Raw genomic sequence first — 24,194 nt, 5'->3', positions numbered from 1 at the left:
CTCCTCCTCCCCCGCCACCGCCCTTCGCGCGCGCGATGCCACCAAAGGCGGCGTATGCGATGCTTGCACCCAAGGCCGAAAGCAATACACGACGAGACGTAAACACTGTTCGATCCTCCTACAATTTCTGTGAAACTTCGGAATTTGATAATCGAAATGCGACACGCACGCGACTTCCACCCGCAAGACGAGAGGGGTCCTTAAGCGATGCTACCGTAGTGTTTAATTGATTTGCGAGTTCCGCTTTAGCTTAACTTCGTCGACAGAAAAATATCAGATTTTACAATTTTGGCTAAGAGGAATTTCAGTGCCCAAATCGAAATCTCAACCTATCCTGCCTTGAGCGATTTGCTGATATAGAGTGTAGTGCCTCCGCTCCCGACCACAGTTCCTTTGGCGGGCTTGGAAATTGCGGGGCTCCCATCTCACCGATACATTCAGTCTTCAACTTGAGCTTGGGGTTTGCAAGGAAATCAGCAACTACTTTCGACCCGCACGGATCGGAATCTATGACATCGTGTCCGATCCCCCGAAAGACCACCACCTGGCCGAAAGGAAGGGTCTTCGCCGCGTGGTCCGCCCATGCTGTCGGCGTTGCTGGATCATATTCTCCCGACAACAGAAGAGTGGGTATGTCAGTGCGGCGCGGCTGCACCTGCGATGCTGGCCCGTTCTCAAGCATCCAAAGAGGGCATGCCCAGGAGTAGTCGTTCAGCTCAACCCATTTCGACCAGTATTTGTCCTGCTTGCCATTCAGATCGGGGAGATCGCTGTCGGAACAACTTACAGAGAAGTCCATACCTTGGGAGATCTCCAGGTCGTCAGCATCGAAAAGTATCTCCGCCAGGGGTCTGAAATCCTGTTTGTATGTCCTCTCGATCAGCTCCGGCAGGGTCAGGAGCGCATCGCGATCGTATAAAATGCCGAATATAAGCTCGAGGAAATCTGCCCCGGAGACATATGTGTAGCGCGCCTCTTTATCTGTGCTGCGCAAGAGCAACGGCTGTCGATCCAGCTGTCTTGCAATAAGCTGAACAGCATTGGATATCCCATTCATGCATCTGTTCGCCGCCTCACAGTCTCGCTCTAGCAATTTTAACGATCGGTCGAGATTCGGCCCATCTTCGTTCAGGTAATTGATGTCCAGAGGAACAACTGAATCCAGTATACTAGCCGAGACCCCTTCGGGGTGCTGGTTCATCACTTCGAGTGCAAGCCTGGTGCCATACGAGACGCCATAGAGAACCCACTTTTCTATCCCGAGAGCCTTCCGAAGGTCATCAATATCCTCCGCATTCTCCTCAGTGTTGTAGGCATCAAGATCAATGCCCTTTGCGATCAACGCCGTCCTGCATGCAAGAACTTCATCTTTTTTGAGCTTGCTAAAGGTGGCTTCGACCTCAACGCTCGAGAGAATGGCGTTCCAATGATCGGGCTTGAAATATTGAGAACAGTCCAAGGCGGGAGCGGACTTTCCGATACCCCGCTGATCAGCGACGATTACTCGGCGTCCGATCATCCAACTCTGGGCGCCGATGAATTCCCACCATCCATCGATGTCGTCGCTATTGGCAATGTCGGTAGGCTGCCCCGGTCCTCCTGTGAGAAACACCACCGGTTCGTGCCGTTCGCGGTCCGGTTCGAATACGACCACGGACAGGACGACCTCGGTACCGCCCGTCTTCTTTCGATTTTCTGGAACATTCACGGTCCCACACGTCATTGCCCGATCCCGGGGAATTTCGAACCAACAGCTGGTTTTCTTGAACTCACCCGCAGTGAGCTCCCCACCCCCCAGGCAAATGAGGAACGCAACCGACGTGACCACGAGAAGAAAACACCAACCTGGTTTGATGTACGCGCGTCTAAACACGGTAGACATCTCGCCCCTCATTTATAAGTATATGAAAACTGCTCGATTACGGATCGAATATTCTTCGCGTCATCGACAAATCAGGAATAAAACGCCCGTAATCACGGCTTCGTTATTTTATTCAAGACGGAGAGTCTTCCCCCCGACATTGCCAAGGAACAATTCCGTGTTTCAGAAAAATGGCAGGAAAAAACCTACCCCGCACGCAGCCTAACGACTCTCTCCATTTCGTGTTCCCAAGCGATATTGGGTTACTCCAACACAAAATTGGAAACAAGCTCGACAAACCGGAGATTATATTAGCGCTTTTGATTGAGCCGTGCGCGAGACAGTTGGTCAGCACTGCGCTTATGTAAGCCGTGTTTTGCGCTACATTGCTCATCCGATTTTGCGCGGGTGCTCGCACCCTCCTCCTTATGGTGGATTCCCATTCTTTAGCATTAACGCATATAAAGACCGCGCTTCTGCACTCACGATGGGAACACAACCATGCGGAATCGAAAGTCACTCCAACTGGCGCTTTTGGCTTGTATATCGCTTTTTCTCACCGACGCCGCTTTAGCGAAAGATGCCTACAAGACACCCTGTAGAGCGGACGCCAAGCGGGTGTGCCACATGGACAACGAAGTTAAGGCGCAAGGCTGCCTTAAACAGCACCTCAGCGAAGTCACGCCGGCTTGCAAGGCCTTCCTCACTAAACAATGAAATGACCACGGATCCTGTTGTTCCGCGTGCTCCAACAGCGGGGTTGCTCGCCGTGGGGTCTCACGCGATGGCACGATGAGCAAGGCGGACACCGTTCGCCCTGCCGGCATTCTGGTCCCGTTCGCTCCAACCGGGCGCCAGTCACGGCCCCGCCAGTTGCGTGGACATGCGAGGATGGCCGGGATTGACGAAAGGTATCAAAGGCCAGCGAGCGGCTGGCTTGTCTGTCTGACAGCCTGCCTCAGCCCACCCTGACCACGAAATGCTTCGTCACCGGCTCGATGATCTTCCAGGTTCCCTTGAAATCGGCTTCCACCACGAAGGCGTCGCCGGGGCCGACTTCGACCGGCGTGCCGCCGTCGGGCGTGATGATGATGCGGCCCGCGATCATGTGCACGAACTCATAGTCGGTGTAGGTGGCGTGATACGTACCGGGCGACGCCCGCCAGGTTCCTGAGATCACCTTGCCGTCCGCGGTCGTGTGCTGGACGGCGGTTTGCATCGTCGGCCGGCCCTCGACCGCGATCCAGCCAGGCAGGTCGCCGGCTTCCGCGTGTTCGACGGTGCCGAATTTCAGGATCGTCTTGTTCGTCATGCCGGGGCTCCGTTTTGCTTCGCTGTCGCACCGTCGGATAGCCGTTACGCGTGGCGTGGGCAATGCCGCCAGGGGGACCAGGGCAACCAATCCGGGTTCACCGGCGCCTTCGCACTGTTTGACGGAGCTCTGAACGAAAAAACCCGCCTGCTCGGCGGGTCCCTGGCGCGACTCAGCACCATAGGCAATTTGTAGCATTAACTGCCTTCACAGTCAATGAAGCTGAGTTCGCGGCCTTGCACCAGGAACCAGGCGCGTCCGCGCCTGGGGTGGGCGATTTGGCAATTCCTGCTGCTCCTCAGTCTGAAATCCTCAGGGCTTGTGGCGCGCCGCGACGAGTTCCGCCTTGCGCCTTGCCGTTTCCATTCCCAGCCCGATGAAGGCGCGCGCGTGCTTGGCCAGCGCCATGTTGTCCGTCCACAGATTACGCCAGATGGCGGTCTTCTTCGACAGGTTCTCGTCGACGATCTCCGAGGAGAAGGATTCGAAGCTGAGATCGTCGGCATAGCCGATCGCCGTCAGCGCATCGAATATCGCGGCGAAGTCGATATTGCCGGTGCCGAGGAAGCCGCGATGGCTCTCGCCGATATGGACATAGCCGATCTTGCCGGCGGCATGGCGGATGGCCAGCCCGACATCGGCCTCCTCGATGTTCATGTGGAAGGTGTCGAGGTGGAGAAAGATGTTGTCGGAGCCGGTGTCCTCGATGAAGGCCAGCCCTTGCGCGGCGGTGTTGAGCAGATTGCTCTCAAAGCGGTTGACGATCTCGAGGTTGAGCGTGACGCCTGCCGCCTTCGCGGTTTCGGCGACCTTGGCCAGCGTCCCGGCGCTGCGGTTCCACTGGTCTCGCGTCGGCGCCTCGGTCTGCAATCCGTGGCTGGTCGAGAGGATACCGGCTACCTTCTGGCCGCCGAGGTCGCGCGTCAGGGCGATGGTGTCGTTGAGGATCCCGACGCCGCGCGCGGCGACCGCCTTGTCGGCGCTCGAAATGTCGCCGTCGACCGGCAGGCCGATGCTGATCGCCACGCCGAGGTCGAGATCGGCGATGCGCTTGGCGAGCCCGCCAATATCGACATTGGCGGGGTCGAGATAGGAGAATTCGATCAGGTCGAAGCCGGCCTCCTTGGTGTTGGCCAGCGTGCGTTCGAGCTCGGCCTGCGTCGAGCTCGCCGACCAGACGAAAGAGTGGATTCCGATGCGCGACATGATCGTCTCCGGTTTTGCGACGAAATGAGGAGGACGCGGCAGGTCAGCCCGGCCGCGTCCGCCTTGGACTGATCAGCGGGCCGCGGTCCAGCCCTTGTAGTCCTTCAGATTCTCGGCGGTGATCAGCTTCGGATCGAGCAGCACCACCGGCTCCGCCGGCTTCTTGCCGGCAAGCACGTCGGCGGCCATCGTCAGCGACTGGCCGGCCATCACGTAGGGATCCTGCGAGGCAGAAGCCTTGATCATGGACTTGCCGGATGCCAGTTCCTTCTCGATGTCCGGCGCGCCGTCGACGGCGGTGAAGATGAACTCCGAGCGGTTGAGCTGCTTGGCGGCGAGCTCGGCGCCGATCGCCGTCGGATCGTTGATGGCGAACACCGCGTCGATCTTGTCGAAACGGGTCAGCAGCGACTGGAACACCTTCAGGCCGCCGTCGCGCGAGCCTTCGGCGTTCTGGTCGTCGGACAGGATCTTGATGTCAGGATGCTGGGCAAGCACGTTCTTGCAGCCCTTCACGCGCTCCAGGATCGACGAGGACGCCGGACCGTTGAGGATGACGTAGTTGCCCTTGCCGCCAGTTTGGTCGACCAGATATTGGCAGGCCTCCTCGCCGGCCTTGACATTGTTGGTCATCACGGTGACGTCGGCGCCTGGCGCGGAGACGTCGAAGGCCGCGACCACGATGCCCGCCGCCTGCGCCTTCTTCACCGCGGGCGCGATCGCCTTGGCATCGACGGCGTTGAGCATGATGACGTCGACGCCGGCGGCGATGAAGGAATCGACCTGCGAGACCTGCTTGTTCAAGTCATAGTCGGCCGACACCGACGTCACCTCGACGTTCGGATTGATCTTCTTGGCCGCGTCCTCGATGCCCTTGATGGTGGCGACGAAGAAGGGGTTGCCGAGCAGGCCGACCGAGATGCCGACCTTGTTCAGGTCCTTGGCCGATGCCGGCGCAATGGCGACGGCCGCGAACGCGGCGCCGCAGAGCAGTTTGGCGATGGTCTTCATTACGCTTACTTCCTCCTGATGCCCCGCGCCTCTCACGGTGCGTTACACAAGCCGGTCTTTGATGCCGGCGACAAGGTCACTCACGTTCTTGCCCCTGCCTGGAGCCTGTAGCGGTCGAGGGCGACCGCCACGATGATGACCAATCCCTTGATGATGTACTGCCAGATGTCCGAGACGCCGGCCAGGATGAGCCCGTTGGACAGCACGGCGATGATCAGCCCGCCGATCAGCGTGCCCCAGATCGAGCCGACGCCGCCGACGAAGCTTGTGCCGCCCAGGATGACCGCGGCGATGGCGTCGAGTTCGTAGGACTGGCCGAGCTGCAGGCCGTTGGCGGCATAGAGCCTGGCCGCCGACATGGCGCCGCCGAGACCTGCCAGCAGGCCGGACACGCCATAGACGAAGAGCAGCACCAGCGGCACCTTGATGCCGGTCAGCCGCGCCGCCTCGGCATTGCCGCCCACGGCATAGATCCAGGTGCCGAGCACGGTGCGTTTCAGCACCAGCCACGACACCACCACCACCGTCAGCGCGATGATGACCAGCCAGGGAACGCCGAACAGCGAGCCGTTGCCGATGAAGTCGAACGGCAGGTCGGAGTTGAACACGGTCGTGTCTTCGCCGAGCAGGCGGGCGACGCCGCGCACGGCGGTCAGCGATCCCAGCGTGACGATGAAGGGCGGCAGCCTGATATAGGCGATGAGCAGCCCGTTGATGACCCCGAAGCCGAGACCGACCAGAATGGCCGCCGGTACGCCGAGCAGGCCCCAGTCCGGCACCAGCGACACCAGCACCGCCACCATTGCGGAAGCGGCAAGGATCGAGCCGACCGACAGGTCGATGCCGCCGGTGAGGATGACAAAGGTCATGCCGGCGGCGAGCACGATGTTGATCGACGATTGCTGCGTGACGATCAACAGGTTGGTGCCGGTGAGAAAACGCGGATTGATGAACTGGAAGCCGGCCGCCAGCAACACCAGCACCGGCAGCATGCCGAGCGCGGCGAGAGCCGTGCGCAGCCGCCGGCTCCTGACCGCCGCCTGATCCACACTTGTCGTCGCGGTCGTTCTGTCGGTCATCCCTTCGGTCCTTCCTGGGCCGCTCCCGTCGCAAGTTCCATGATCGCTTCCTGGCGAAGCGCCTCGCCCCGGGACGCCGTCACCTCGCCCGCTATGGCGCCGTCGCGCATCACCAACACCCGATCGGCGACGCCGATCACCTCTGGCAATTCGCTGGAGATCATCAGTATGGCGATGCCCCGGTTGGCGAGATCGTCGATCAGCCGGTAGATTTCCGATTTGGCGCCGACATCGACGCCGCGCGTCGGCTCGTCGAGGATGACGACCTTCGGCTCGGTCTCCAGCAGGCGAGCCAGCAGCACCTTCTGCTGGTTGCCGCCCGACAGCGAACCGGCATTGGCCTGCGCCGAGCGGGTGCGGATCGAGAGATCGGCGACGGCTTTCGCAGCGCGCCTGTCGGCGGCGGCGAAGTCCCGCAAGCCGCCGGCGCGCGCATCCCTGGCCAGCACGCCCATGTTGATGTTGTCGGAAATAGACATGTCGAGGAACAGGCCGAGTTCCTTGCGGTCCTCGGTGAGATAGGCGATGCCGGCATCGAGCGCCTCGCGCGGCGAGCCGATGGCGATCGGCTTGCCGTCGAGCTCCAGCGTGCCGGCGCTGCGCCGGTCGGCGCCGAAGATGAGCCTGGCAAGTTCGGTGCGACCCGAGCCGACCAGGCCCGCCAGCGCCAGCACCTCGCCGTGATAGAGGTCGAAGGAGCAGTCCTTCAGCAGCCTGCCGTCGGACATGCCGCGCACCGACAGCGCCACGGCACGCTTTTCGCCCGGCGCGCGGTGATCCTTCTTGTAGAACGCCGAGAGATCGCGGCCGACCATCATCGAAACGAGGCGCGAGGCGCTGAGGTCGGCGCGCTCCAGCGTGCCGACATAGCCGCTGTCGCGCAGCACGCTGACGCGGTCGGCGAGCTGGTAGACCTCTTCCATGCGATGGCTGATGTAGATGATGGCGATGCCTTGCGCCTTCAGCGTCGCGATCACCTCGAACAGCCGCTCGGTCTCGCGCGAGGTCAGCGACGTCGTCGGCTCGTCCATGACGATGATGCGCGCATTGGTCGACAGCGCACGCGCGATCTCGACCAGCTGGCGCTCGCCCAGTGACAGGCCGGAAACCAGGGCACGCGCCGAAAAGGAAACGCCGAGCCGGCCAATGATCTCGGTCGCGCGCCGGTTGCACTGGTCGCGGTCGACGATGCCGAAACGGCGCGGTTCGTTGCCGAGGAAAATGTTCTGCGCCACGGTCAGATTGGGCGCCAGCGACAGTTCCTGGTAGATCACCGCGACGCCGCTGGCGCGCGCCTTGATCGGATCGCCGGTCGCGGCGGGCATGCCATCGATCAGGATCTCGCCCCCGGGATCGGGACGATAGGCGCCCGACAGCACCTTCATCAGCGTCGACTTGCCGGCGCCGTTCTCGCCCATCAGCGCGTGCAGCTCGCCGGCCTGGACGGTAAGCGAAACATCCTGCAGGGCGCGGATCGCGCCGAACGTCTTCGAAATATGGCGCATTTCCAGCACCGGGTGGCGTTCCGCCCCCATGCCGGCTGTCTCCGTTTTGGCCTGCGCGCTCATCGGGCTGCGACCTTGCCGGCGGTCCCGGCGACCAGATCGCGCCAGCCGTCGCGGTAGCCGGCGAGGCTGGTGAAGCGCGCTGCTTTCACCGGCTCCGGCGGCTCGGCGGCGAATTCACGCCCGACGCTCTCGAAAGCCAGGGCCGCAGCGCCCGTGGCGCTGCCTTGCAGCGAAGCGCCCTGCATGAAGGCCTGCTCCGGCCGCAGCTGCGCCAGCAGGCTGGCGAGCAGGCCGCCAGTGTTGAGCCCGCCGTCGACGATCACGGTGTTGCTGGAATGGATGAGGCCGAGGCAGAGGTCGAGCATCAGCGCGACATAGAGCAGTGCCACGGCCGCACGCTCGCCGGCATCAGGCGTGCGTCCGACCAGCCGGCCCGAACGGCCGGGCATCGGCCCACCCGGCGCGAAGCTCGGCAATGCCATCATGCCGGCATCGATCGCCCGCTGCACCGCCGCGCCTTCGACCGGGCCTTGCCAGCCGTCGCTGATGGCGGCGAATTCGCGCCCGCCCATGAAGCGGATGGTCGGCACCGGGCCGCCGTCCACATCGACATTGACCAGCATGTCGCGATCGCGGTCGAGCGCCTCGAGCGGACAGTCGGGATTGAGCACGATGACCCAGGTGCCGGTCGAAACCACTGTCACCGAGCCCAGCCCCTGCCGCCGATAGGCATGGAGCGCGGCATTCGAGTCGTGGACGCCGTTGTGGATGGCGAGCGGCTGCGACGCGCTGCCGAAGTCCTGTTCGCCGATGACAGTACCGGCACGCGCGAAGGCCGGCATCTGGTGGCGCCACCCCTCGGCGTCGACCAGTGAGGAAAAATCGTGACGACGCGGCGCCCACAGAAGCGAATGGCAGCCGAGATAGGACACTTCGCAAACCGGCCTGCCGCCAAGGCGCCAGCTCCAATATTGCGGATAACCGAGGATCCATTTCGCCGTCGCGAAAGCGTCGGATGCGGCCTCCTGCAGCCACAGCATGTGGCGGCCGTAGTTGAAACCGAGCGGCAGCCGCGGCGAGAACGTCTCGGCGTAGTCCGGAATGCGGCGATCGATCCGCGCGGCGATCTCGGCCGGCGGCTCCTGCTCATAGTCGAGGATCGGATGCGTCAGCGCCGCGTCGTCGACGAGGGCGAAGGTGCAGCCATGGCCCGACACCATCACCCCTTCCACGCCATGGTTTTCGATCGCAGCGGTGACGGCGCCCAGCGCCCAATCGTGGAGGTCGGCCTCATCGAGCACGCTGAAGCCGCCTTGGCGCGCCCATTTCGGCTGGGTCCGGCGCTCGTCGAGAATGCGTCCGTCCTGGCCGAAGACGAACAGCTTCGAATTGGTCTTGCCGAAGTCGAGCACCGCGACCTTCATGCGATGGCTCCCATGGTCGAAGCAATCCGCACCATGACGCCGGCATCCTCCAGCATGCGCGCGTCGGCATCGGAAAGACCGTCGTCGGTGACCAGCGTGCCGATGCGCGACAGGGGCAGCGCGACGTTACGGGCCTGGATCGAAAGCTTGCGGCTGTCGGCCAGCACGACGATCTGGTCGGCGCACTGGCTAAGCTCGACGATCGAGCGCACCAGCAGCGGGTGCGATTCCAGCAAGCCTTCCTGGCCGATGCCTTGCGCGCCGAGAAAGAACTTCGAAGCGTAGAAAGGTGCCGGATGGGTGAGCGAGTGAATGATGCCCGGCTCGCGGTGCAGGTCGCCGCCGGCAACCGTCAGGCTGCAATGGCCATGATCGCTCAGATACGCCGCCAGCGGCATCGAGTTGGTGTAGAGCCGGATGCTGCGCTCGGCGAGCTTGACCCCGAGATGGAAACAGGTCGAGCCGCCATGCACGATGACCGCGTCGCCGTCGCGCACCATGGTCGCGGCTAGGTTGGCGATCTGCCGCTTGGCCTCGACCGCGAGGTCGCGATTCTCGTCATAGGGCCGGGCATAGGCGACGCCGGCCTGCGACGTGCCGTCGAGCGCCGAAACACCGCCATAGACCTTGCGCGCCTCGCCCGCCTCGTCGATCCGGTCGATGTCGCGCCGCACCGTCGCGGCCGAAACGCCGAGCCGCTCCTGCAGCTCCCGCACCGAGGCGAAGGGGCGATCACGCAAGAGTTCGACGATCTGACGCTGGCGGCCGGAGTCGCTCAACTGTTTCCTCCAAAACGCCGTTCTGCGACGGCAGTTGGTGTAACTTACTCAACATTAGCTCGATTGCAAGCCGCAACTGACGGTATTCGATCACGGTTGACGGAACTCACTCTTATCTGCGATATCAACCCGTCGAATGCCCGACCACCGCATTCGACGGTTGGCGGATTGTTGGAGGAGATGCGTGATGGCGACCAAGGCGGATGCGCAGGAATTGGCGGCGCTGCGGGCGCTTTCGGCCGCCATCGGACAGGATCCGCATCTGACCCAGGCCGCCGGCGGCAACACCTCGCTGAAAGCCGCAGACACGCTGTGGATCAAGGCTTCCGGGACCTGGCTGAAAGACGCGCTCGCCGATGACATCATGGTGCCGGTGGCGATGGCGCCATTGCTCGAGGCGGTTGAACGACGCGATCCCGCCGCCGACCAGCCTCAGGCCTTCGCCATCGGCGCGCTCAACCCGCGCGGGCTGCGTCCCTCGATCGAGACCACGGTGCATGCCTTGATGCCGCAGCGCGTGGTCCTGCATGTCCACTGCGTCGACACCATTTCGCTTGCGGTGCAGGCCGATTGCGAGGTCCTGGCCGCGCGCCGGCTCGCAGGCATCCAATGGGCCTATGTTCCCTACCGCCGGCCGGGCCTGCCGCTGGCCCAGGGCATCTCCGAAAGGCTGCGGCCGGGCGTCGATGTCCTGATTCTGGGCAATCACGGCCTCGTCGTCGCGGCCGAGACCGTCACCGGGGCCGAGGCGCTGTTGCGCCGCGTGACCGGGCTTCTGGCAAGGGCGCCGCGCGACGCGGCCGCGCCCGACATCGCGGCACTGACCGCGCTTGCCGCAAATTCCGGCTACCGCTTGCCCGTCGACACCGAGGCGCACGCGGTCGCCATCGATCCCGACAGCCGCCGCATGGCATCGGGCGGCAGCCTCTATCCCGACCATGTCATCTTCCTCGGCAAGGGTTCGGTGGTGGCTGCGCCCGGCGAGGACGTCGCCGCTGTCGTCAGGCGTCGCGGCGCCCAGCCCCTGTCGATCCTGTTCCCGGGGCTCGGCGTCCTGATGCGCGCCAATGCCAGCGCCGGCGCCGACGCCATGCAGCGTTGCCTTGCCGACGTGACGGCGCGGGTCGATGTCACGGCGACGTTGAATTACCTGACCGAGGCGGAGAACGACGAACTCGTCAACTGGGACGCCGAGCAGTACCGCCAGAAACTGAACGCCTGCGGTGGCTGACATGTCGCCCGTCGCCGGCTCGCCTCTCTCGGATCGTCTAGTCATCGGCGTCGATATCGGCACCTCGGGCGCCCGCGCCGTAGCCATGCGTCCGGACTTTTCAATTGCCGGCCAAGCCGCCGTCCGCCTCGACGCATTTGGCCAGGATCCACGCAGTCCGGCGGCCTGGTGGCAAGCGGTCCGGGCAGCGCTGGCGGAGTTGATTGCGGGCATCGACCGAACCGCAGTCCGCGCCATCGCCGTGGATGGCACCTCGGGCACGTTGCTGCCGGTCGACGGTGCCGGACGGCCGCTCGCCGAACCGCTGATGTACAATGACAAGGTCGCCGGCGACGATATACTGGCCGCGATCGCGCGCGAGGCGCCGGCGGGCAGCGCCGCGCACGGCGCGACCTCAGGCCTCGCCAAGGCGCTTCACTTCCAGCATCTGCCGGGCGTGGCGGCGGTGCTGCATCAGGCGGACTGGATCGCCGGACAGTTCTCGGGCCGCTTCGACGTCAGCGACGAGAACAACGCCTTGAAAACCGGCTACGATGTCGAGGCCCGCCGTTGGCCGGACTGGATCGCGGCGACCGGAATGCGCATGGATTTGCTGCCTGACGTCGTCGAGCCAGGCGACGTGACCGGCACGCTCACCGCGGCCATGGCGGATCTGTTTGGCTTGGCCCGCGACGTGACCGTCGTTGCCGGCACGACCGATGGCTGCGCCTCTTTCCTGGCGACGGGTGCGGCGGGGGCCGGCGACGGGGTCACGGCGCTTGGATCGTCGCTTACCATCAAGATCCTGTCCGACCGGCCGATCTCGGCGCCGCGATACGGCATCTACAGCCATCGGCTGGGCAATGCCTGGCTGGCCGGCGGGGCCTCGAATTCCGGCGGCAAGGTGCTGGCGCAGCATTTTCCGCTCGCGCGCATCATCGAGCTCAGTGCCATGATCGACCCGGCGACCGAGACCGGCCTCGACTATTATCCGCTCGCCACATCGGGCGAACGGTTCCCGATCGCCGATCCGGCGCTCCCCCCGCGCCTCGTCCCGCGCCCGGTGGATGATGCCGACTATCTCAAGGCGATGTTCGAAGGCATGGCCGCGATCGAAGCGCTCGGCTATCGCCGGCTTGGCGAGCTCGGCGCGCCGGCGCTGACTTCGGTGCGCAGCGTCGGCGGCGGCGCGGCAAATCCGGCGTGGAGCGCGATCCGGCAGCGTAAGCTCGGCGTTGCGTTCTTGCCGGCTTTGTCGGACGAGGCCGCTGCCGGAACGGCGCGGCTGGCGTTGAAGGGTGCGAACGAGGCGGGGCTGCTATGAGCGGGAAACTGGCTGAACGCCTCGACGGCATCGGAGCGCTGGCGGAGCGCTACCAGGTCTTCCTGGTCGACCAGTTCGGCGTGCTGCATGACGGCTCGGCCCCCTATCCCGGCGCGGTGGCGGCCTTGGCGGCACTGAAGCGCGCCGGAAAGACCGTGGTGCTGGTCTCCAACTCCGGCAGGCGCGCCAAGCCCAACGAAGACCGTTTGCTGAGGCTCGGCTTCGAGGCCGGAAGCTGGGATCATTTCGTTTCCTCCGGCGAGGTGGCGTGGCGATCCTTCCACGAAATGGCGGCGACCGGAGCGTTGCGGCCCGGCACGAACTGCCTGTTGATCAGCCGCGATAATGACCGCACAGCGATCGAGGGCCTGCCTTTTGTGTTGACCGGAGCCGGCGATACCGCCAACCTGGTACTGATCGCGGCCAGCGAAGGCGACCGCTACGACCTGGACCATTATCGCCGCCTGCTGGCGCCGGCGGCGGCGCGAAAGGTGCCATGCTTCTGCACCAATCCCGACAAGATCATGCTGACGGCGGTCGGGCCTCGCTTCGGCGCCGGCGAGATCGCCGATCTCTACGAGAGCCTGGGCGGCAGCGTCACCCGCATCGGCAAGCCCGGCCCGGCGATCTTCGATGCCGCACTGGCGCTGGCCGGCGAGCCCGACCGCGCCAGCGTGGTCTGCGTCGGCGACAGTGTCGAGCATGACATAGCGGGCGGAAACGGCTCCGGCATCGCCACGGCGCTGGTCCTGAGCGGGATATTGGCGGACACTTCGGATCTTGTCGCTGTTTTCGACGAGGAGCAGGCCTGGCCGGACTACGTCACGGGGTCCTTCAGCTTCCGTTGACCGCCTCGAGCATGCGCCTTGCGCTCTCTTCGTCGGTGATCAGGATGGTCGGCGCGATCAGGTTCATGGCGCCGAGCAGCGCCGCTGTCTTCTCTTCGCCGCCGGACGTGAGAATGCGGATCGGCGCCTTGCGCAGCCGATCGACCTCCACCGACATCACATGGCTGTTGACGGGGTGGTCGACGAGATCGCCATTGCGGTCGAAGAAATGGAACAGAAGGTCGCCAACGGCGCCACGCGCAACCAAGGCCTCGCGGTCCGCCTCCTTAAGAAAGCCGCCGCGAGAGAAGGTAGTGGCCGAAGCGATGCCGCCGACGCTCAGCAGAACGGCATCGAGCACGTTGGCCATCTCAAAAACCTCCTGCAGGCCGCAACGCTCGACCAGCGCGATCTTGGTCTCGACGCTGTCGACGACGGCCGGCGTCGGGATCAGATAGCCGTCGCCCTGGAAGATTTGGGCGAAGCGCCAGGCGAACTCGGCCGGGTTGTAGCGGCGCACGACGCCCACACCGCCTAGCAGCGAAATGACCTTGAAGTCGGTGAGCGATTTGGCGCTGATGAAGGGCAGACTCGAGAACAGCGTCTGACCCCAGCCGACGCCGACGCGCATGCCGGATTTCATCGTGTCGGACAGGAAAATCCCGGTCTTCGCACTGATCGCGGGGATCGGATCGGCATTGGGCGCGGTCAGCGGCGCCACCAGCGCCTGCTTCAGGCCGAACGTGCGCTCCAGCGCGCGCTCCAGCCGCACGATCTCTGACAACTCGCTTTCGATGGTGATTTTCACCTCGTTGCGCGAGCGCGCCTCCGCCAGCATGCGAACGATGGTGACGCGGCCGACGCCGAGCACGTCGGCGATCTCGTTCTGCGTCATCTGCTCGACGAAATACATCCAGGCGGCGCGGATCCTGAGGCGGTCCGTGCGGCTCTCGTTGACGACCTGTTCGGGCGCCTCGGCCCCGCCGTTTTCGCTATCGCCCTGCCGTCGCCTGCCCAACTGTCTTCTCCCCGCTCGGCGATGTAGGAGTCACTCGCCGATTCTCCACGCTGGTTTAATATCGCCTATTGAGCTACCAATCGATAGGAACAATGTAGGGTCAGCGGCCGGCTCTCGGCGGCCGAGGCCGGTAGACGTTTTCGAGGCGATTCGCGATGCTCCGACAAATCTCCAGGGATGTCCGCGTCAATTTGAAGGACCGGCTGCGCGACGTCCGCGACATCATTCGCCAGAGCCGCCACGACAGCGACAGCGAGGCCAATCTCGTGCGGGAAGCAACCAGCCATTTGCCGCCGTTCCCGGGCAAAGGCATCGAAGGCCTGCTCGGCCATGCCGCCAGTGCCGTCGACGAAGCCTTGTCGATCGCCGAATCCTTTGTCCCGCATGACCGCCCGACGAAGATCGACGGAACGACCGTGAAAGGCCTTGGCATCTATTTCCCGGCCGGCAACGAGGAACGCCGGTCGAGCGCCGAGCGCGTCTTCCGGCGCGACATGTACTATCTGACCAGGACCGTGCTCGCCGCCCTGAAGATCGACAATGCCCGGATCCACGAGGCGGATTTCGCCGCCGTCCACGCCGCCATGCGAAAACGCCACGCCGGTCTGCTGGCCGCGATACCCGCCAGACCCGGCCCCGCCGCGCTGCCGGCCGTCGCCGCTGCCTGTGCGGGGCTGCTGGTCGAGTGCCTCAACCACCGGCCTGTCCGCTTTGCCGAAGCCGAACCGGATGCAATCGGCGACCGGGCGCTGGACATAGCTTGCCTGGCCCCTGTCGTCCTGGCCTGCGGCCTGGCCACAACGGCCAGCGACGGTGCGCCGGAGCCCGACATGCTGGAGACCGCTGTTCTGGCGGCCGGCATCCGTCACGACCGCATCGTCAAGGCCTGTGCCAAGGCGAGCCCGGTCGATGAATTGACACCTGTCTTCGCCACCTTGCTTGCCCATCTGCCCTAGCTGCCGGTTCCGGTCGGGACTATCGCCCGGCCGCCATGGACGTGATGGTCTTCTTGGCGCGCTGGATCGAGGCCGGGCTCATCGAGAGCTCGGTCAGCCCCATCTCGAGAAAGGCCGGGATGAGATCCGGGCGGCCGGCCGCCTCGCCGCACATGCCCACCATGATGCCGGCGGCCACGCCGGCCTTTGCGGTCAACTCGATCGCCGACATGACGGCCGGGTTGGCGACATCATTGAGCTTGGCCACGGTCGGGTTGAGCCGGTCGGCGGCCATGATGTACTGGGTCAGGTCGTTGGTGCCGATCGAGAAGAACGACACTTCTTTCGCCAGCGCCGGCGCGATCAGAACGGCGGCCGGCGTTTCGATCATCACGCCGAGATCGAACGCCGCATGCGGCACGCCTTGCGCCTTCAGTTCCGCCGCGCATTCGGCAACCAGGACCCGCGTCTGCCGCACCTCCGATATGTCGGAGACCATCGGCAACATCACCTTGATGTTGCCGTGCACGGCTGCCCTGAGCAGCGCCCGTAGCTGGCGCTTGAAGATGTCGGGCCGGTCGAGGCACATGCGGATGCCGCGCCAGCCGAGGAAGGGATTTTCCTCGTCGGGAAATTCGATGCCGGCGATCGGCTTGTCGCCGCCTATGTCGAGCGTGCGCACGATGACGGGATAGGGCGCGAATGCCCTGGCCAGCGCCGCATAGGTCTCGGCCTGCATGTCCTCGGAGGGCAGATGCATATGGCGCATGAACAGAAGCTCGGTGCGGAACAGGCCGACGCCCATGGCGCCGGCTTCCTGCGCTGCCGCGATTTCCTCCAGCGAGCCGATATTGGCGGCGACCTCGATGATCCTGCCGTCCGCGAGTTTTGGCGTCACGGTCTTGAAGACGGCCAGTCCGGCGCGCTCCTTGACCGCCGCCTCGACGCGGGCGGCGAAGTCCGCGCGGGTCGCCGCATCGGGGTCGACGATTACCTGCCCGCCATTGCCGTCCACGGCCACTTCGCGCGCGCTGCGCAGGGCATTGATCTGGTCGCCAAGGCCCAGCACTGCCGGAATGCCGTGCGAACGGGCGATGATGGCAATATGCGAGGTGGCCCCGCCATGGCCGCATACCACCCCGCCGATGCGCTTCAGCGGCGCCCGCGCCAGGTCCCAGGCGCCGATATCGTCGGCGATCAGGATGGCGCCTTCGGGGATATTTTCGAGGCTGGCGTCATCCTGGCCGAGCAACGCCAGACAGATCTGTCGTCCGACCGCATGGCAGTCGTCGGCGCGCGCGTTGAGATAGTGATCATCGACCGCGCTGAAATCGGCGGCTATGGTGGAGGCGGCGGTGATGACGGCTGAGACAGCGTCATTGCCGCTTTTGATCGCCTTCTCGGCCTCGCCGGTCAGGCTGTCGTCGGCGGCGATGTCCCGCAGCGCCGCGATGATGCCGCGATCTCCGGCGGACAGGGTGTCCTGCGCCAGCGCCTTGTCCATGCGCGCCTGAACGGCGGCGACGGCGGCGCGGAACCTGTCGATCTCGCCGGCGATCTCCTCCGCCTGCAGCATGCGGCCCTGTCCAGCGATGTCAGGCGGAAAATGCGCGAAGGCAGGCCCGATGGCGACGCCCTCGCTCGCCGCGACGCCGCGCAAACCGGCCACGCCTGAAGCAGCCGGTACGGGTTCGGACGCCGGCACAATGTCCTCGCCCGCATTGGCGGCCGGTTGCGGATCGTCATCGTCGAGACCTGCCTTCGGATTCTCGAGATAGCCGATCAGCGCCTCGATCGCCTCGATGGCGTCCGCGCCATTCGCCCGCACGGTGACTTCCTGGTTTTCCTTCACCGCCAGCAGCATCAGCTTGACCGAGCTCTTGGCGCTGACCGCCTTGCCGTCCTTGACCAGCTCGACATCGGATTCGAAACCCTTGGCAAGCTTGACGAAGCGCGTGGCGGGACGGACGTGCAAACCTTCATGCACTCTGACGATGGTCGAGCGTTCCATGGCAAATACTCTGTTGTGGCGCCGCGCCGACATGGGTCGCGGCGCGAATGCTTCAGGCGGCGATGGTGATGATCGCGTCTGTCTTCAGGGCGGCCACGAGCGCTTGGGTGTCGACCTGCGAAGCGCAGATCTCGCCCGGCCGCTCGGCCTCGGTGGCGCCATTGAACGAGATGACGACATGCCCCATCTCGAGCACCTTGCTCCAGGCGCTGGAGCCGACCGCCGTGATTGTCGCGGAAACAGGTCCAAGGGTGATCGACGCGCCCTTCTGCGGCGCGCCTTCGCTGGGCCCGAGTTCCGTCTTGTGGAGCACGGAAACCTCGGCGAGCTCCGGCGGCGAGCCATCCGCGAACAGGATGAGCACGCCCCCTTCGGCAAGGTCCGCCACTTCAGGCCCGATGGAAGTGACCCGTGTTCTCAGCAGAACCGTCATATGGCGAACCTCATTTCCTTACTTTCCTCGAGGGGGTCACGGACGCCCGTGAACCCCTCTATCTCCGTGCTTTGGCGCAATTCCCAAGGGAAAGCGCTACGCGCTTTTTCCGGGAAAGCCGTTTCAGGCTTTCCCGGAATTTGCTTAGAACACGATCAGGCTGACGACCCAGGCGATCAGCACCGAGACCGGGCCCATGATCTGGCGGCTGATGAGAACCGCCGGGACGCCGATTTCGATCGTCTTGGGCTTGGCTTCACCGAGCGCCAGGCCGACCGGGACAAAGTCGCAGCCCACCTGGGTGTTGTAGGCAAACAGCGCCGGCAGCGCCATCGCCGGCGAAATCGTGCCGTTGGCGATCTGCGGACCGATGATGGCGACGCCGATGACCTGCGCGATGACCGCGCCCGGTCCCAGGATGGGGGACAGGAACGGCAGGCCGCAGATGGCCGAGATGATCAGCAGGCCGACGATGTTGTTGGCGAGCGGTCCCATCGGCTGGGCAAGCACGTCGCCGATGCCGGTGTACAGGATCAGACCGATGAGCATGGTCACGAAGGCCATGAACGGCAGCACGTTGCGCACCACCTGGTCGATCGTACGGCGGCCGGCATTGAAGAAGATGCCGACCACGCGGCCCATGACGCGGCCGATCGAGCTAATCAGGCCGATCAGCCCGCCTTCGCTCGGTAGCGGCTGTGGTGCCGCGGCCGCGGTGTTGTTGCCTGGACTCATCGATGCTGCTCCCCCCGCAGTGGTGACCGCCTCGGATCCGTCCGCCATTGTGACATTGGCCGGCTTCACGCCCGAAACGTAGATGTCCTCGGTGATGAACTGGGCGAGCGGCCCAGCCTGGCCGACCGGCGTCAGGTTGACGGTCGGGATGCGCTTGCGCGGATAGACGCCGCAGCGTGCGGTGCCGCCGCAGTCGACGACGACGACCGCCATCTCGCTTTCGATCGGCGGCGCCTTGAAGCCGTCGACGGCCGTAGCGCCGGTCATGTCGGCGATGAGCTGTGCCACGGGATGGATGCCGCCTCCGGTGACGGAGACGATCTTGTCGCGCTGTCCGGTCGGCTCGATGACGAGCGGGCCGCCCCAGCCCGTGGAGCCCCGGGAGATCCTTACGGCTTTGTATGTCTTGGCCATGATGTCCTCCCCGCCCTTACAGCTCGATGCCCTGGCGGCGTGCCATGATGGCGGTGATGCGCTCGGTCAGCATGCCCTTGAGCAGGATGACGACGAGGCCGACGATGGCGTACCAGATTGCCACCTTGACGTGATAACCTCCGGCGACGACACCCCGCTTCTCGAGGTCGAGCAACGCCACCAGCATGCCGCCCCAGACGAAGTATTCGCCGGGGTTGATATGCGGGAACAGGCCGAGCGGCGGATGCACATAGGAGACAGCCGCGTCATAGAAGGCGGGCTTGTGCTTTTCTTCCAGGAACGATCCGAAGGTGTAAGCCATCGGGTTGGTGAGGAAGAACACCGCCAGCAGAGGCAGCAGCGTATAGCGGGTCAGCGCGATCCTGCCGGCGCCGCGTGCCAGGCCGTGGACGCGCTCCTCGCCGACCAGTTCGGTGACGGCGTAGAAGGCGGTCATCAGCACCACCAGTGTCGGGATGATGCCGGTGACGAAGCCGGCGAACACTTCGCCGCCTTTCTGGAAGATGCCGATGAAGTATTTGCCGATTGCGGTCAGCCAGCCGAGTTGCTCTTCCTGCTGCACATTTTTCAGCTGTTCCTTCAGCTGATCGGCGGTGACAGGCGCGCTGTCGGTCTGCGCCTGCGCCAACACCACGAGATGATCGGTGGCATGCTCGACGCCGAGCCTGCCGTGCCAGGCAGCATCCGAGACCATGGTGCCTGCAACATGCAGGTTATGCACGGCCATGTCGGCATGCTGCGCCAATAACGAAAATACAGACATTTCTCCTCCTTATGCCGCCCGCCGGTTGATCCCGGCCGGTGCGCGGCGTCCTCTAGGCCCTTGCTACGTTCAAGCCGGACAAGCCCGGCTTCTTCCCCGGCTCCGACCGTGCTTTGTCGATCTGTTCGATCGCCCGTTTCACGGCCTCGGCCACACCGGGTTCCCCCTCCCCCATGATCGCAGGGTTGGACCGGAGTTGATCGAGGGGAACACCCTCGAATTGTTGATGTCGTTTGAATTTGGTGAACACCGAGCGCCCGCTCATGACCATCATGCGGCGCACGATCAGGTCCGGCGTCACCACGACGAGCGCGATGGTGCCCTTGGCCAGCCGGCCGCGAAAATTGCCGGCCCCGACGAAGCCATCCTTGTACTGGTCGGTGACGCCCCGGAAGACATCCGAATAGTGCCGCATCTGCAGCCAGACGCCGAGCGACTGCAGCGCCCACACGATAACCAGAAGAAGCAGTCCCCACTGCCAAATCGCCATTCGGTTCTCCTCCCGAAGCCTTCATTGAACCGCATCTTGGACGGATGCGCGACAACAGCAAAGTGAGAACATTTGTTTCCGAGAATGTCAATATGTATGATATTGACCTCGGTCACGGTCATCCACAGGGCCGTCGGCCGATTTCGGCGACGGCACGGTTGTGCTAGCCTGTCGTCAAACGGGATATGTGAAATGGAACTGCCCTTCAGGGATGAACTGGCCCTTATGCCCGACCTTCGCCATCGGTTGCGGCAATTGCGCTGGTTCCGCGCCACGTTTCGCGGCAGCGCCAAGGTGGTGTCCGACACATTCGGCGTGCGTTTTGAAATCGACGAAGCCAGGCTCACAAGGGCTTTTCTCGACTGGGTCGAGATCATGGAGGCGCAGAAGCGTTTCGCCGCGATCGACCGCGCCGACTTCATCGTCTTTGCCGCCGGCCTCGTGCTGCGCGAACTGATACGGCAGGCGCCGGCCAGGGAAGTCTCCGGCCTCAGCCATCTCGTCGAGACCGAGCAGAATGCCGGCACGCTGGAAATCGTCCGCTTCTGGCCTGAGGGGTTCCTCTACACCAATTATTGCGTTTCGGTGATTTCGGCGATCTACGAGCAGGAATTCGGCTCAGCGCCCAGCATCGACAAATGCGCCGACGACCTGCGCACATGGTGGTCCTATCGCGAGAACGTGACCGAGATGCCGGCCTATGCCGTGGCTTTCCTCGACCGCTTCCTTGGCGCCGAACCGAACTGGATCACGCCGGATCGCGCGCAATCGCGGCAGGCCATGCAAAGGGCGCTTGGGTCGGCCCGGGCCAGCGATGCGCTACGCCAGCTTTGACAGATTTTGGCGCCCGACCACCACGCTATTGAACATTTGACTTTTTGCCGGTAGCAAAGTGCAAAACTCCGGGGAGAAGCGCGTGGCGCGATCAAGGCCTATCATTTTCGATTGCGACGGCGTTCTCGTCGACAGCGAACCGCTGGCCGCGAGGGCCTATGAGCGCGTCTATGAAAAGCACGGCATGCCGGGCGTGCACGGCGGCATCATCGCTCAGTGCATCGGCATGAAACAGTCCGACATCATCGTCAAAATCAGGGAATTGACCGGCCATCAGTTTCCGGCGGCGGCGGATGGCGACATCTGGACCGAGACCAGGATCCTGTTTTCGCAGGAACTGAAGCCGACACTAGGAATCGCCGCGTTTCTGGAGGCGCTTGAGGGCGACCGCTGCGTTGCCTCGTCGTCCTCCGTCGAGCGCATAAACCACAGCCTGGCAGTGACGGCGCTGGCACGGTTCTTCGGCGACGCAATTTACAGCTCCTCGATGGTTAAGAACGGCAAGCCCGCGCCAGACATTTTCCTGTTCGCCGCGGCAAAGAGGGGCGCCAATCCGGCGGACTGCATCGTCATCGAGGATTCGCCCTTCGGTATCCAGGGCGCGGTTGCCGCCGGCATGACGGCGATCGGCTACACCGGCGGCGGCCACACCTATCCCGAGCATGGCGCGCGACTGAAGGCGGCCGGCGCCGATTTCGTCTGCACCGACTGGCAAGAGATCAGCCGGCAATTGTCCGGGCTCGGTGTCCCCGCCTAAGAGCTTGTTCTAGCGAGTGGGTAGTCCAAGCCGAACCCATTCGTCGGGCGGGATTACAGATCCGACACGTAGGCCGAACGACAAAACCCTGGTCACATCGCTGTCGACCTCGCAGCGGAAGCCCAGATGGTACCACGTGCCCGTTGCGCGGAAAGCGACATCCGGGGCGTTGAGAATATTGCCGGCCTTCAGCGGCACGCTTGGGATCAAGTCGGGGAAATAAGAGGCGTCCAGCAATTGCTGCTGCAATGCGCTGGCGCAAAGTTTGGCACCACGCTGGGCGCGCGGCACGCCGCCCATCGAGGTCGTGGCCAGCGCATCGCCGGTAGCGTCTTGCGAATAGAGCTTGCGAACGCCCGGAAGCCCGGAATAGCGACGCGACGCGGCACTGGCGACATCAGGGGAAGCTGGGTCTCCCGCGCTCCCCTTGGGGGACTTCGAGACCTTTGAAGAGCCGGGCTTCGGCGCATTTGCGGGTTTGGGCGTCGGCTTTTCAGCCGATATGGGAAGCTCGACCTCAGTGTCGCCGTCATCGGCGGCCAACGGCGGTGCCGCGGCCGTTTGCTTGTCGGCGTCGGGGGTTTCCGCCTCCTCAGCATCCTTCAGGGACTCGGCATCCTTCGCGGCGGTTGCCGGCTTCTCGCCGGCCTCGGGCAACTCTGCCGGCTTTTCGGTGGCCGCCGGCGCGCCAGACTTGGTCTCCGCAGGCTCAGGCGTCACGGGCGGCTTGGACGTCTCCTCCTTGGCAGGCGCTGGCGAACTGTCTTGAGCGCTGGCTCCGTCCAGGGATTTCCTGGGGCCGGCGTCCTTGTCGCCGAACTGAAAGACAGGTCTCAAGGTCTCGATCGGCGGCGTCTTGCGCGACTGCTTTTCGGGCGGTTCTTCAGGCTTCGTTTCCGGCGGCTTCTCGGCTTTGGGCTCCTTTGGCGGTGCGGGAGCAGGTTTCGGTTTTGGCTGATCGGGCGGAGGCACGAGCGCGACATTTACCGGCTGGTCCTGCTGCGGCTCCTGGGCTGGCCTCGGCAGGTTGTAGAACACCAGCGCTGCGAGGAGCGCATGCAGGATCAGCGATGCGGGCAGCGCCCACAACAGATCCCGACGCCGCTCTCGTGCCTCGTCCTTCATGCTGACCGATGTGGAATGAAATAGCGGCGGCTTCAAGCATAGGCTTTGGATTGATGCAATTTAACCGCTGCACAGCTCGGTGATCTGGATGATCCGCGCCGCTGCGCCGCCCGTCGAGGCGTTGGCACGGCTGGTCGAGCGACCGTGCCGTCCTGAATATTCGCAACGACCCTGTTCTGTGACGAGTGACTAGCCTTGCCGCTGGTGCTGGATCTCGTCCAGAAACTGTCCGTCCAGCGGCGTTTCGCCAAACCAGTTCAGCCGGTTGATGCTGACGAAGCCGGCATCGATCGCCTCGTTCTCGTCGCCCGGCTCACTTGCGTGAGCGCGCCCGCGCGGGACTGTGATGACGGTGCGATCGCCGTCGCTCTCCAGGATTTCAGCCTTGCGGCCGATCTTGTCGCGGCCGATGCGCGGCTGCCGGATCCCGGCCGGCAGCGAAGCCGGCAGGTTGATGCTGAGCCAATGGCCATCCGCCGCCCACTCTTCACGCGACCGCCAGAGCGAGGCGATCAACGCGCCGAGCCACTCGTCGTCGACACCGCTGAAGTCCGGATTCTTCACCCGGGAAAAGCCGATCGCCGGAATACCCCAGAATGTCGCCTCGCGCGCAATGCCCAGCGTCCCGGAATAGGCAAGGTCCTCGGCGACGTTGCGCCCGTCATTGACGCCCGCCAGAACCAGGTCGGGCTTTTGGCCATCCGCGAACAGCCAGGCCATCGCACTCACCACGCAGTCGGCCGGAGTGCCGGAACACGAATACCAGCCGGGCTTGACGCGCCGCATGATCAACGGCCGCGCGATCGTCAGCGATGCGCCCGCGGCGGTGCGCTTGCCGTCGGGTGCCACCACCCACAAATCGTCGCTCAGGCTGCCGGCCGCCTTGACCAGCCGGGCAAGGCCCGGCGCCTCGATGCCGTCATCGTTGCAGATCAGGAGTCTCATGTCTCGTTTCCTCGGCGCACCGTGATGTTCTGGCCGGTGCGGCATTGCGGGCGCAGCGATGGAATATGGGCTTTCAGGTCGTCGAGGAGTTCGCTCGCGCAGGAATGACCGAGTGTCTCCGGGCGCCCTGCCTTCTCCCAGATACCGACATTGCCCGACAGGGTCGGGTGGG

At 64.2% G+C, this 24,194-nt stretch carries 22 protein-coding genes; 6 read left to right on the top strand and 16 right to left on the bottom strand.

All coding sequences use genetic code 11. From position 1 onward, the window contains the following. Positions 1 to 304: 304 nt before the first annotated feature. The 8 genes from FJ428_RS30125 to FJ428_RS30090 form a co-directional block, all read right to left on the bottom strand. On the bottom strand, positions 305 to 1,882 hold the full coding sequence (locus tag FJ428_RS30125) for an alpha/beta hydrolase (protein WP_181167443.1): 1,578 nt from the start codon (positions 1,880 to 1,882) through the stop codon (positions 305 to 307). A 937-nt stretch (positions 1,883 to 2,819) separates the two neighbouring features. Beyond that, a complete protein-coding gene (locus FJ428_RS30120) occupies positions 2,820 to 3,173 on the bottom strand; it encodes a cupin domain-containing protein (RefSeq protein WP_140501578.1) in 354 nt (117 codons plus the stop codon). Positions 3,174 to 3,485: 312 nt separating this feature from the next. Then, a complete protein-coding gene (locus FJ428_RS30115) occupies positions 3,486 to 4,379 on the bottom strand; it encodes a sugar phosphate isomerase/epimerase (RefSeq protein ID WP_140584663.1) in 894 nt (297 codons plus the stop codon). A gap of 72 nt (positions 4,380 to 4,451) precedes the next feature. After that, positions 4,452 to 5,390: an ABC transporter substrate-binding protein gene (locus FJ428_RS30110; RefSeq protein WP_140517934.1), complete on the bottom strand. Its 939-nt coding sequence runs from the start codon at positions 5,388 to 5,390 to the stop codon at positions 4,452 to 4,454. Positions 5,391 to 5,470: 80 nt separating this feature from the next. Then, positions 5,471 to 6,469, bottom strand: coding sequence for a ribose ABC transporter permease (locus tag FJ428_RS30105; RefSeq protein WP_140517933.1), 999 nt, complete (start codon positions 6,467 to 6,469; stop codon positions 5,471 to 5,473). Then, on the bottom strand, positions 6,466 to 8,037 hold the full coding sequence (locus FJ428_RS30100) for a sugar ABC transporter ATP-binding protein (protein WP_140880791.1): 1,572 nt from the start codon (positions 8,035 to 8,037) through the stop codon (positions 6,466 to 6,468). The genes FJ428_RS30105 and FJ428_RS30100 overlap by 4 nt, the downstream gene beginning before the upstream one ends. After that, positions 8,034 to 9,401, bottom strand: a complete 1,368-nt coding sequence (locus FJ428_RS30095) for a carbohydrate kinase (protein WP_140880789.1) — start codon at positions 9,399 to 9,401, stop codon at positions 8,034 to 8,036. Before FJ428_RS30095 ends, FJ428_RS30100 begins: the two co-directional genes overlap by 4 nt. Continuing rightward, a complete protein-coding gene (locus FJ428_RS30090; protein ID WP_140517930.1) occupies positions 9,398 to 10,180 on the bottom strand; it encodes a DeoR/GlpR family DNA-binding transcription regulator in 783 nt (260 codons plus the stop codon). The genes FJ428_RS30095 and FJ428_RS30090 overlap by 4 nt, the downstream gene beginning before the upstream one ends. A gap of 187 nt (positions 10,181 to 10,367) precedes the next feature. Here FJ428_RS30090 and FJ428_RS30085 point away from each other — a divergent pair, with 187 nt between their 5' ends. Genes FJ428_RS30085 through FJ428_RS30075 form a run of 3 tightly spaced genes read left to right on the top strand, consistent with a single transcriptional unit; the run spans position 10,368 to position 13,562 of the window. After that, a complete protein-coding gene (locus FJ428_RS30085; RefSeq protein ID WP_140880787.1) occupies positions 10,368 to 11,411 on the top strand; it encodes a class II aldolase/adducin family protein in 1,044 nt (347 codons plus the stop codon). 1 nt (position 11,412) lies between these two features. Next, complete coding sequence (locus FJ428_RS30080; RefSeq protein WP_140880786.1) at positions 11,413 to 12,714, top strand: FGGY-family carbohydrate kinase; 1,302 nt, start codon at positions 11,413 to 11,415, stop codon at positions 12,712 to 12,714. Continuing rightward, positions 12,711 to 13,562 carry a TIGR01459 family HAD-type hydrolase gene (locus tag FJ428_RS30075; RefSeq protein WP_140517927.1) on the top strand — a complete coding sequence of 284 codons (852 nt, stop codon included), beginning with the start codon at positions 12,711 to 12,713 and terminating at the stop codon, positions 13,560 to 13,562. The genes FJ428_RS30080 and FJ428_RS30075 overlap by 4 nt, the downstream gene beginning before the upstream one ends. On the opposite strand, the gene FJ428_RS30070 is transcribed toward FJ428_RS30075, so the two are convergent. Continuing rightward, a complete protein-coding gene (locus FJ428_RS30070; RefSeq protein WP_140554317.1) occupies positions 13,549 to 14,559 on the bottom strand; it encodes a sugar-binding transcriptional regulator in 1,011 nt (336 codons plus the stop codon). The two genes, FJ428_RS30075 and FJ428_RS30070, sit on opposite strands and share 14 nt — an antisense overlap. A 155-nt stretch (positions 14,560 to 14,714) precedes the next feature. On the opposite strand from FJ428_RS30070, the gene FJ428_RS30065 reads away from it, so the two are divergent. Beyond that, positions 14,715 to 15,515, top strand: a complete 801-nt coding sequence (locus tag FJ428_RS30065; protein WP_140501600.1) for a hypothetical protein — start codon at positions 14,715 to 14,717, stop codon at positions 15,513 to 15,515. 19 nt (positions 15,516 to 15,534) lie between these two features. On the opposite strand, the gene ptsP is transcribed toward FJ428_RS30065, so the two are convergent. The 5 genes from ptsP to FJ428_RS30035 all read right to left on the bottom strand — a co-directional run bounded on the left by ptsP (position 15,535) and on the right by FJ428_RS30035 (position 20,361). Continuing rightward, on the bottom strand, positions 15,535 to 17,505 hold the full coding sequence (gene ptsP, locus FJ428_RS30060) for a phosphoenolpyruvate--protein phosphotransferase (RefSeq protein WP_140880784.1): 1,971 nt from the start codon (positions 17,503 to 17,505) through the stop codon (positions 15,535 to 15,537). Between the two features lie 52 nt (positions 17,506 to 17,557). After that, entirely contained in the window at positions 17,558 to 17,938 is a 381-nt protein-coding gene (locus FJ428_RS30055) for a PTS glucitol/sorbitol transporter subunit IIA (protein WP_140501604.1), read from the bottom strand. A gap of 144 nt (positions 17,939 to 18,082) precedes the next feature. Beyond that, entirely contained in the window at positions 18,083 to 19,087 is a 1,005-nt protein-coding gene (locus tag FJ428_RS30045; RefSeq protein WP_140666476.1) for a PTS glucitol/sorbitol transporter subunit IIB, read from the bottom strand. Between the two features lie 16 nt (positions 19,088 to 19,103). Further along, on the bottom strand, positions 19,104 to 19,871 hold the full coding sequence (locus tag FJ428_RS30040; RefSeq protein ID WP_140501608.1) for a PTS glucitol/sorbitol transporter subunit IIC: 768 nt from the start codon (positions 19,869 to 19,871) through the stop codon (positions 19,104 to 19,106). Positions 19,872 to 19,923: 52 nt separating this feature from the next. Continuing rightward, positions 19,924 to 20,361 (bottom strand): transcriptional regulator GutM, encoded by a 438-nt coding sequence (locus FJ428_RS30035; protein WP_140501610.1) that lies wholly within the window; start codon positions 20,359 to 20,361, stop codon positions 19,924 to 19,926. Between the two features lie 192 nt (positions 20,362 to 20,553). Between FJ428_RS30035 and FJ428_RS30030 the strand changes: the two genes are divergently transcribed. Both FJ428_RS30030 and FJ428_RS30025 read left to right on the top strand, forming a co-directional pair. Next, the gene (locus FJ428_RS30030; protein ID WP_140517923.1) at positions 20,554 to 21,195 is read left to right on the top strand and encodes a hypothetical protein; all 642 of its coding nucleotides are present in this window, start codon (positions 20,554 to 20,556) and stop codon (positions 21,193 to 21,195) included. 82 nt (positions 21,196 to 21,277) lie between these two features. Further along, complete coding sequence (locus FJ428_RS30025; protein ID WP_140880781.1) at positions 21,278 to 21,952, top strand: HAD family phosphatase; 675 nt, start codon at positions 21,278 to 21,280, stop codon at positions 21,950 to 21,952. Positions 21,953 to 21,961: 9 nt separating this feature from the next. Here the strand turns inward: FJ428_RS30025 and FJ428_RS30020 are convergent, their stop codons facing one another. Next, on the bottom strand, positions 21,962 to 23,113 hold the full coding sequence (locus FJ428_RS30020) for a DUF930 domain-containing protein (RefSeq protein WP_348642864.1): 1,152 nt from the start codon (positions 23,111 to 23,113) through the stop codon (positions 21,962 to 21,964). Positions 23,114 to 23,266: 153 nt separating this feature from the next. After that, positions 23,267 to 24,022: a 5'/3'-nucleotidase SurE gene (locus FJ428_RS30015; protein WP_140525805.1), complete on the bottom strand. Its 756-nt coding sequence runs from the start codon at positions 24,020 to 24,022 to the stop codon at positions 23,267 to 23,269. Between the last annotated feature and the right edge of the window lie 172 nt (positions 24,023 to 24,194).

It is taken from the genome of Mesorhizobium sp. B2-8-1, from assembly GCF_006440955.1.
GTDB lineage: Bacteria > Pseudomonadota > Alphaproteobacteria > Rhizobiales > Rhizobiaceae > Mesorhizobium.
This window is presented reverse-complemented; position numbering and strand designations above follow the sequence as displayed.

Coding starts and splice junctions, on each gene's coding strand:
- FJ428_RS30125 (WP_181167443.1), bottom strand. CDS start 1,882: ATGTCTACCGTGTTTAGACGCGCGTACATCAAACCAGGTTGGTGTTTT.
- FJ428_RS30120 (WP_140501578.1), bottom strand. CDS start 3,173: ATGACGAACAAGACGATCCTGAAATTCGGCACCGTCGAACACGCGGAA.
- FJ428_RS30115 (WP_140584663.1), bottom strand. CDS start 4,379: ATGTCGCGCATCGGAATCCACTCTTTCGTCTGGTCGGCGAGCTCGACG.
- FJ428_RS30110 (WP_140517934.1), bottom strand. CDS start 5,390: ATGAAGACCATCGCCAAACTGCTCTGCGGCGCCGCGTTCGCGGCCGTC.
- FJ428_RS30105 (WP_140517933.1), bottom strand. CDS start 6,469: ATGACCGACAGAACGACCGCGACGACAAGTGTGGATCAGGCGGCGGTC.
- FJ428_RS30100 (WP_140880791.1), bottom strand. CDS start 8,037: ATGAGCGCGCAGGCCAAAACGGAGACAGCCGGCATGGGGGCGGAACGC.
- FJ428_RS30095 (WP_140880789.1), bottom strand. CDS start 9,401: ATGAAGGTCGCGGTGCTCGACTTCGGCAAGACCAATTCGAAGCTGTTC.
- FJ428_RS30085 (WP_140880787.1), top strand. CDS start 10,368: ATGGCGACCAAGGCGGATGCGCAGGAATTGGCGGCGCTGCGGGCGCTT.
- FJ428_RS30080 (WP_140880786.1), top strand. CDS start 11,413: ATGTCGCCCGTCGCCGGCTCGCCTCTCTCGGATCGTCTAGTCATCGGC.
- FJ428_RS30075 (WP_140517927.1), top strand. CDS start 12,711: ATGAGCGGGAAACTGGCTGAACGCCTCGACGGCATCGGAGCGCTGGCG.
- FJ428_RS30065 (WP_140501600.1), top strand. CDS start 14,715: ATGCTCCGACAAATCTCCAGGGATGTCCGCGTCAATTTGAAGGACCGG.
- ptsP (WP_140880784.1), bottom strand. CDS start 17,505: ATGGAACGCTCGACCATCGTCAGAGTGCATGAAGGTTTGCACGTCCGT.
- FJ428_RS30055 (WP_140501604.1), bottom strand. CDS start 17,938: ATGACGGTTCTGCTGAGAACACGGGTCACTTCCATCGGGCCTGAAGTG.
- FJ428_RS30045 (WP_140666476.1), bottom strand. CDS start 19,087: ATGGCCAAGACATACAAAGCCGTAAGGATCTCCCGGGGCTCCACGGGC.
- FJ428_RS30040 (WP_140501608.1), bottom strand. CDS start 19,871: ATGTCTGTATTTTCGTTATTGGCGCAGCATGCCGACATGGCCGTGCAT.
- FJ428_RS30035 (WP_140501610.1), bottom strand. CDS start 20,361: ATGGCGATTTGGCAGTGGGGACTGCTTCTTCTGGTTATCGTGTGGGCG.
- FJ428_RS30030 (WP_140517923.1), top strand. CDS start 20,554: ATGGAACTGCCCTTCAGGGATGAACTGGCCCTTATGCCCGACCTTCGC.
- FJ428_RS30015 (WP_140525805.1), bottom strand. CDS start 24,022: ATGAGACTCCTGATCTGCAACGATGACGGCATCGAGGCGCCGGGCCTT.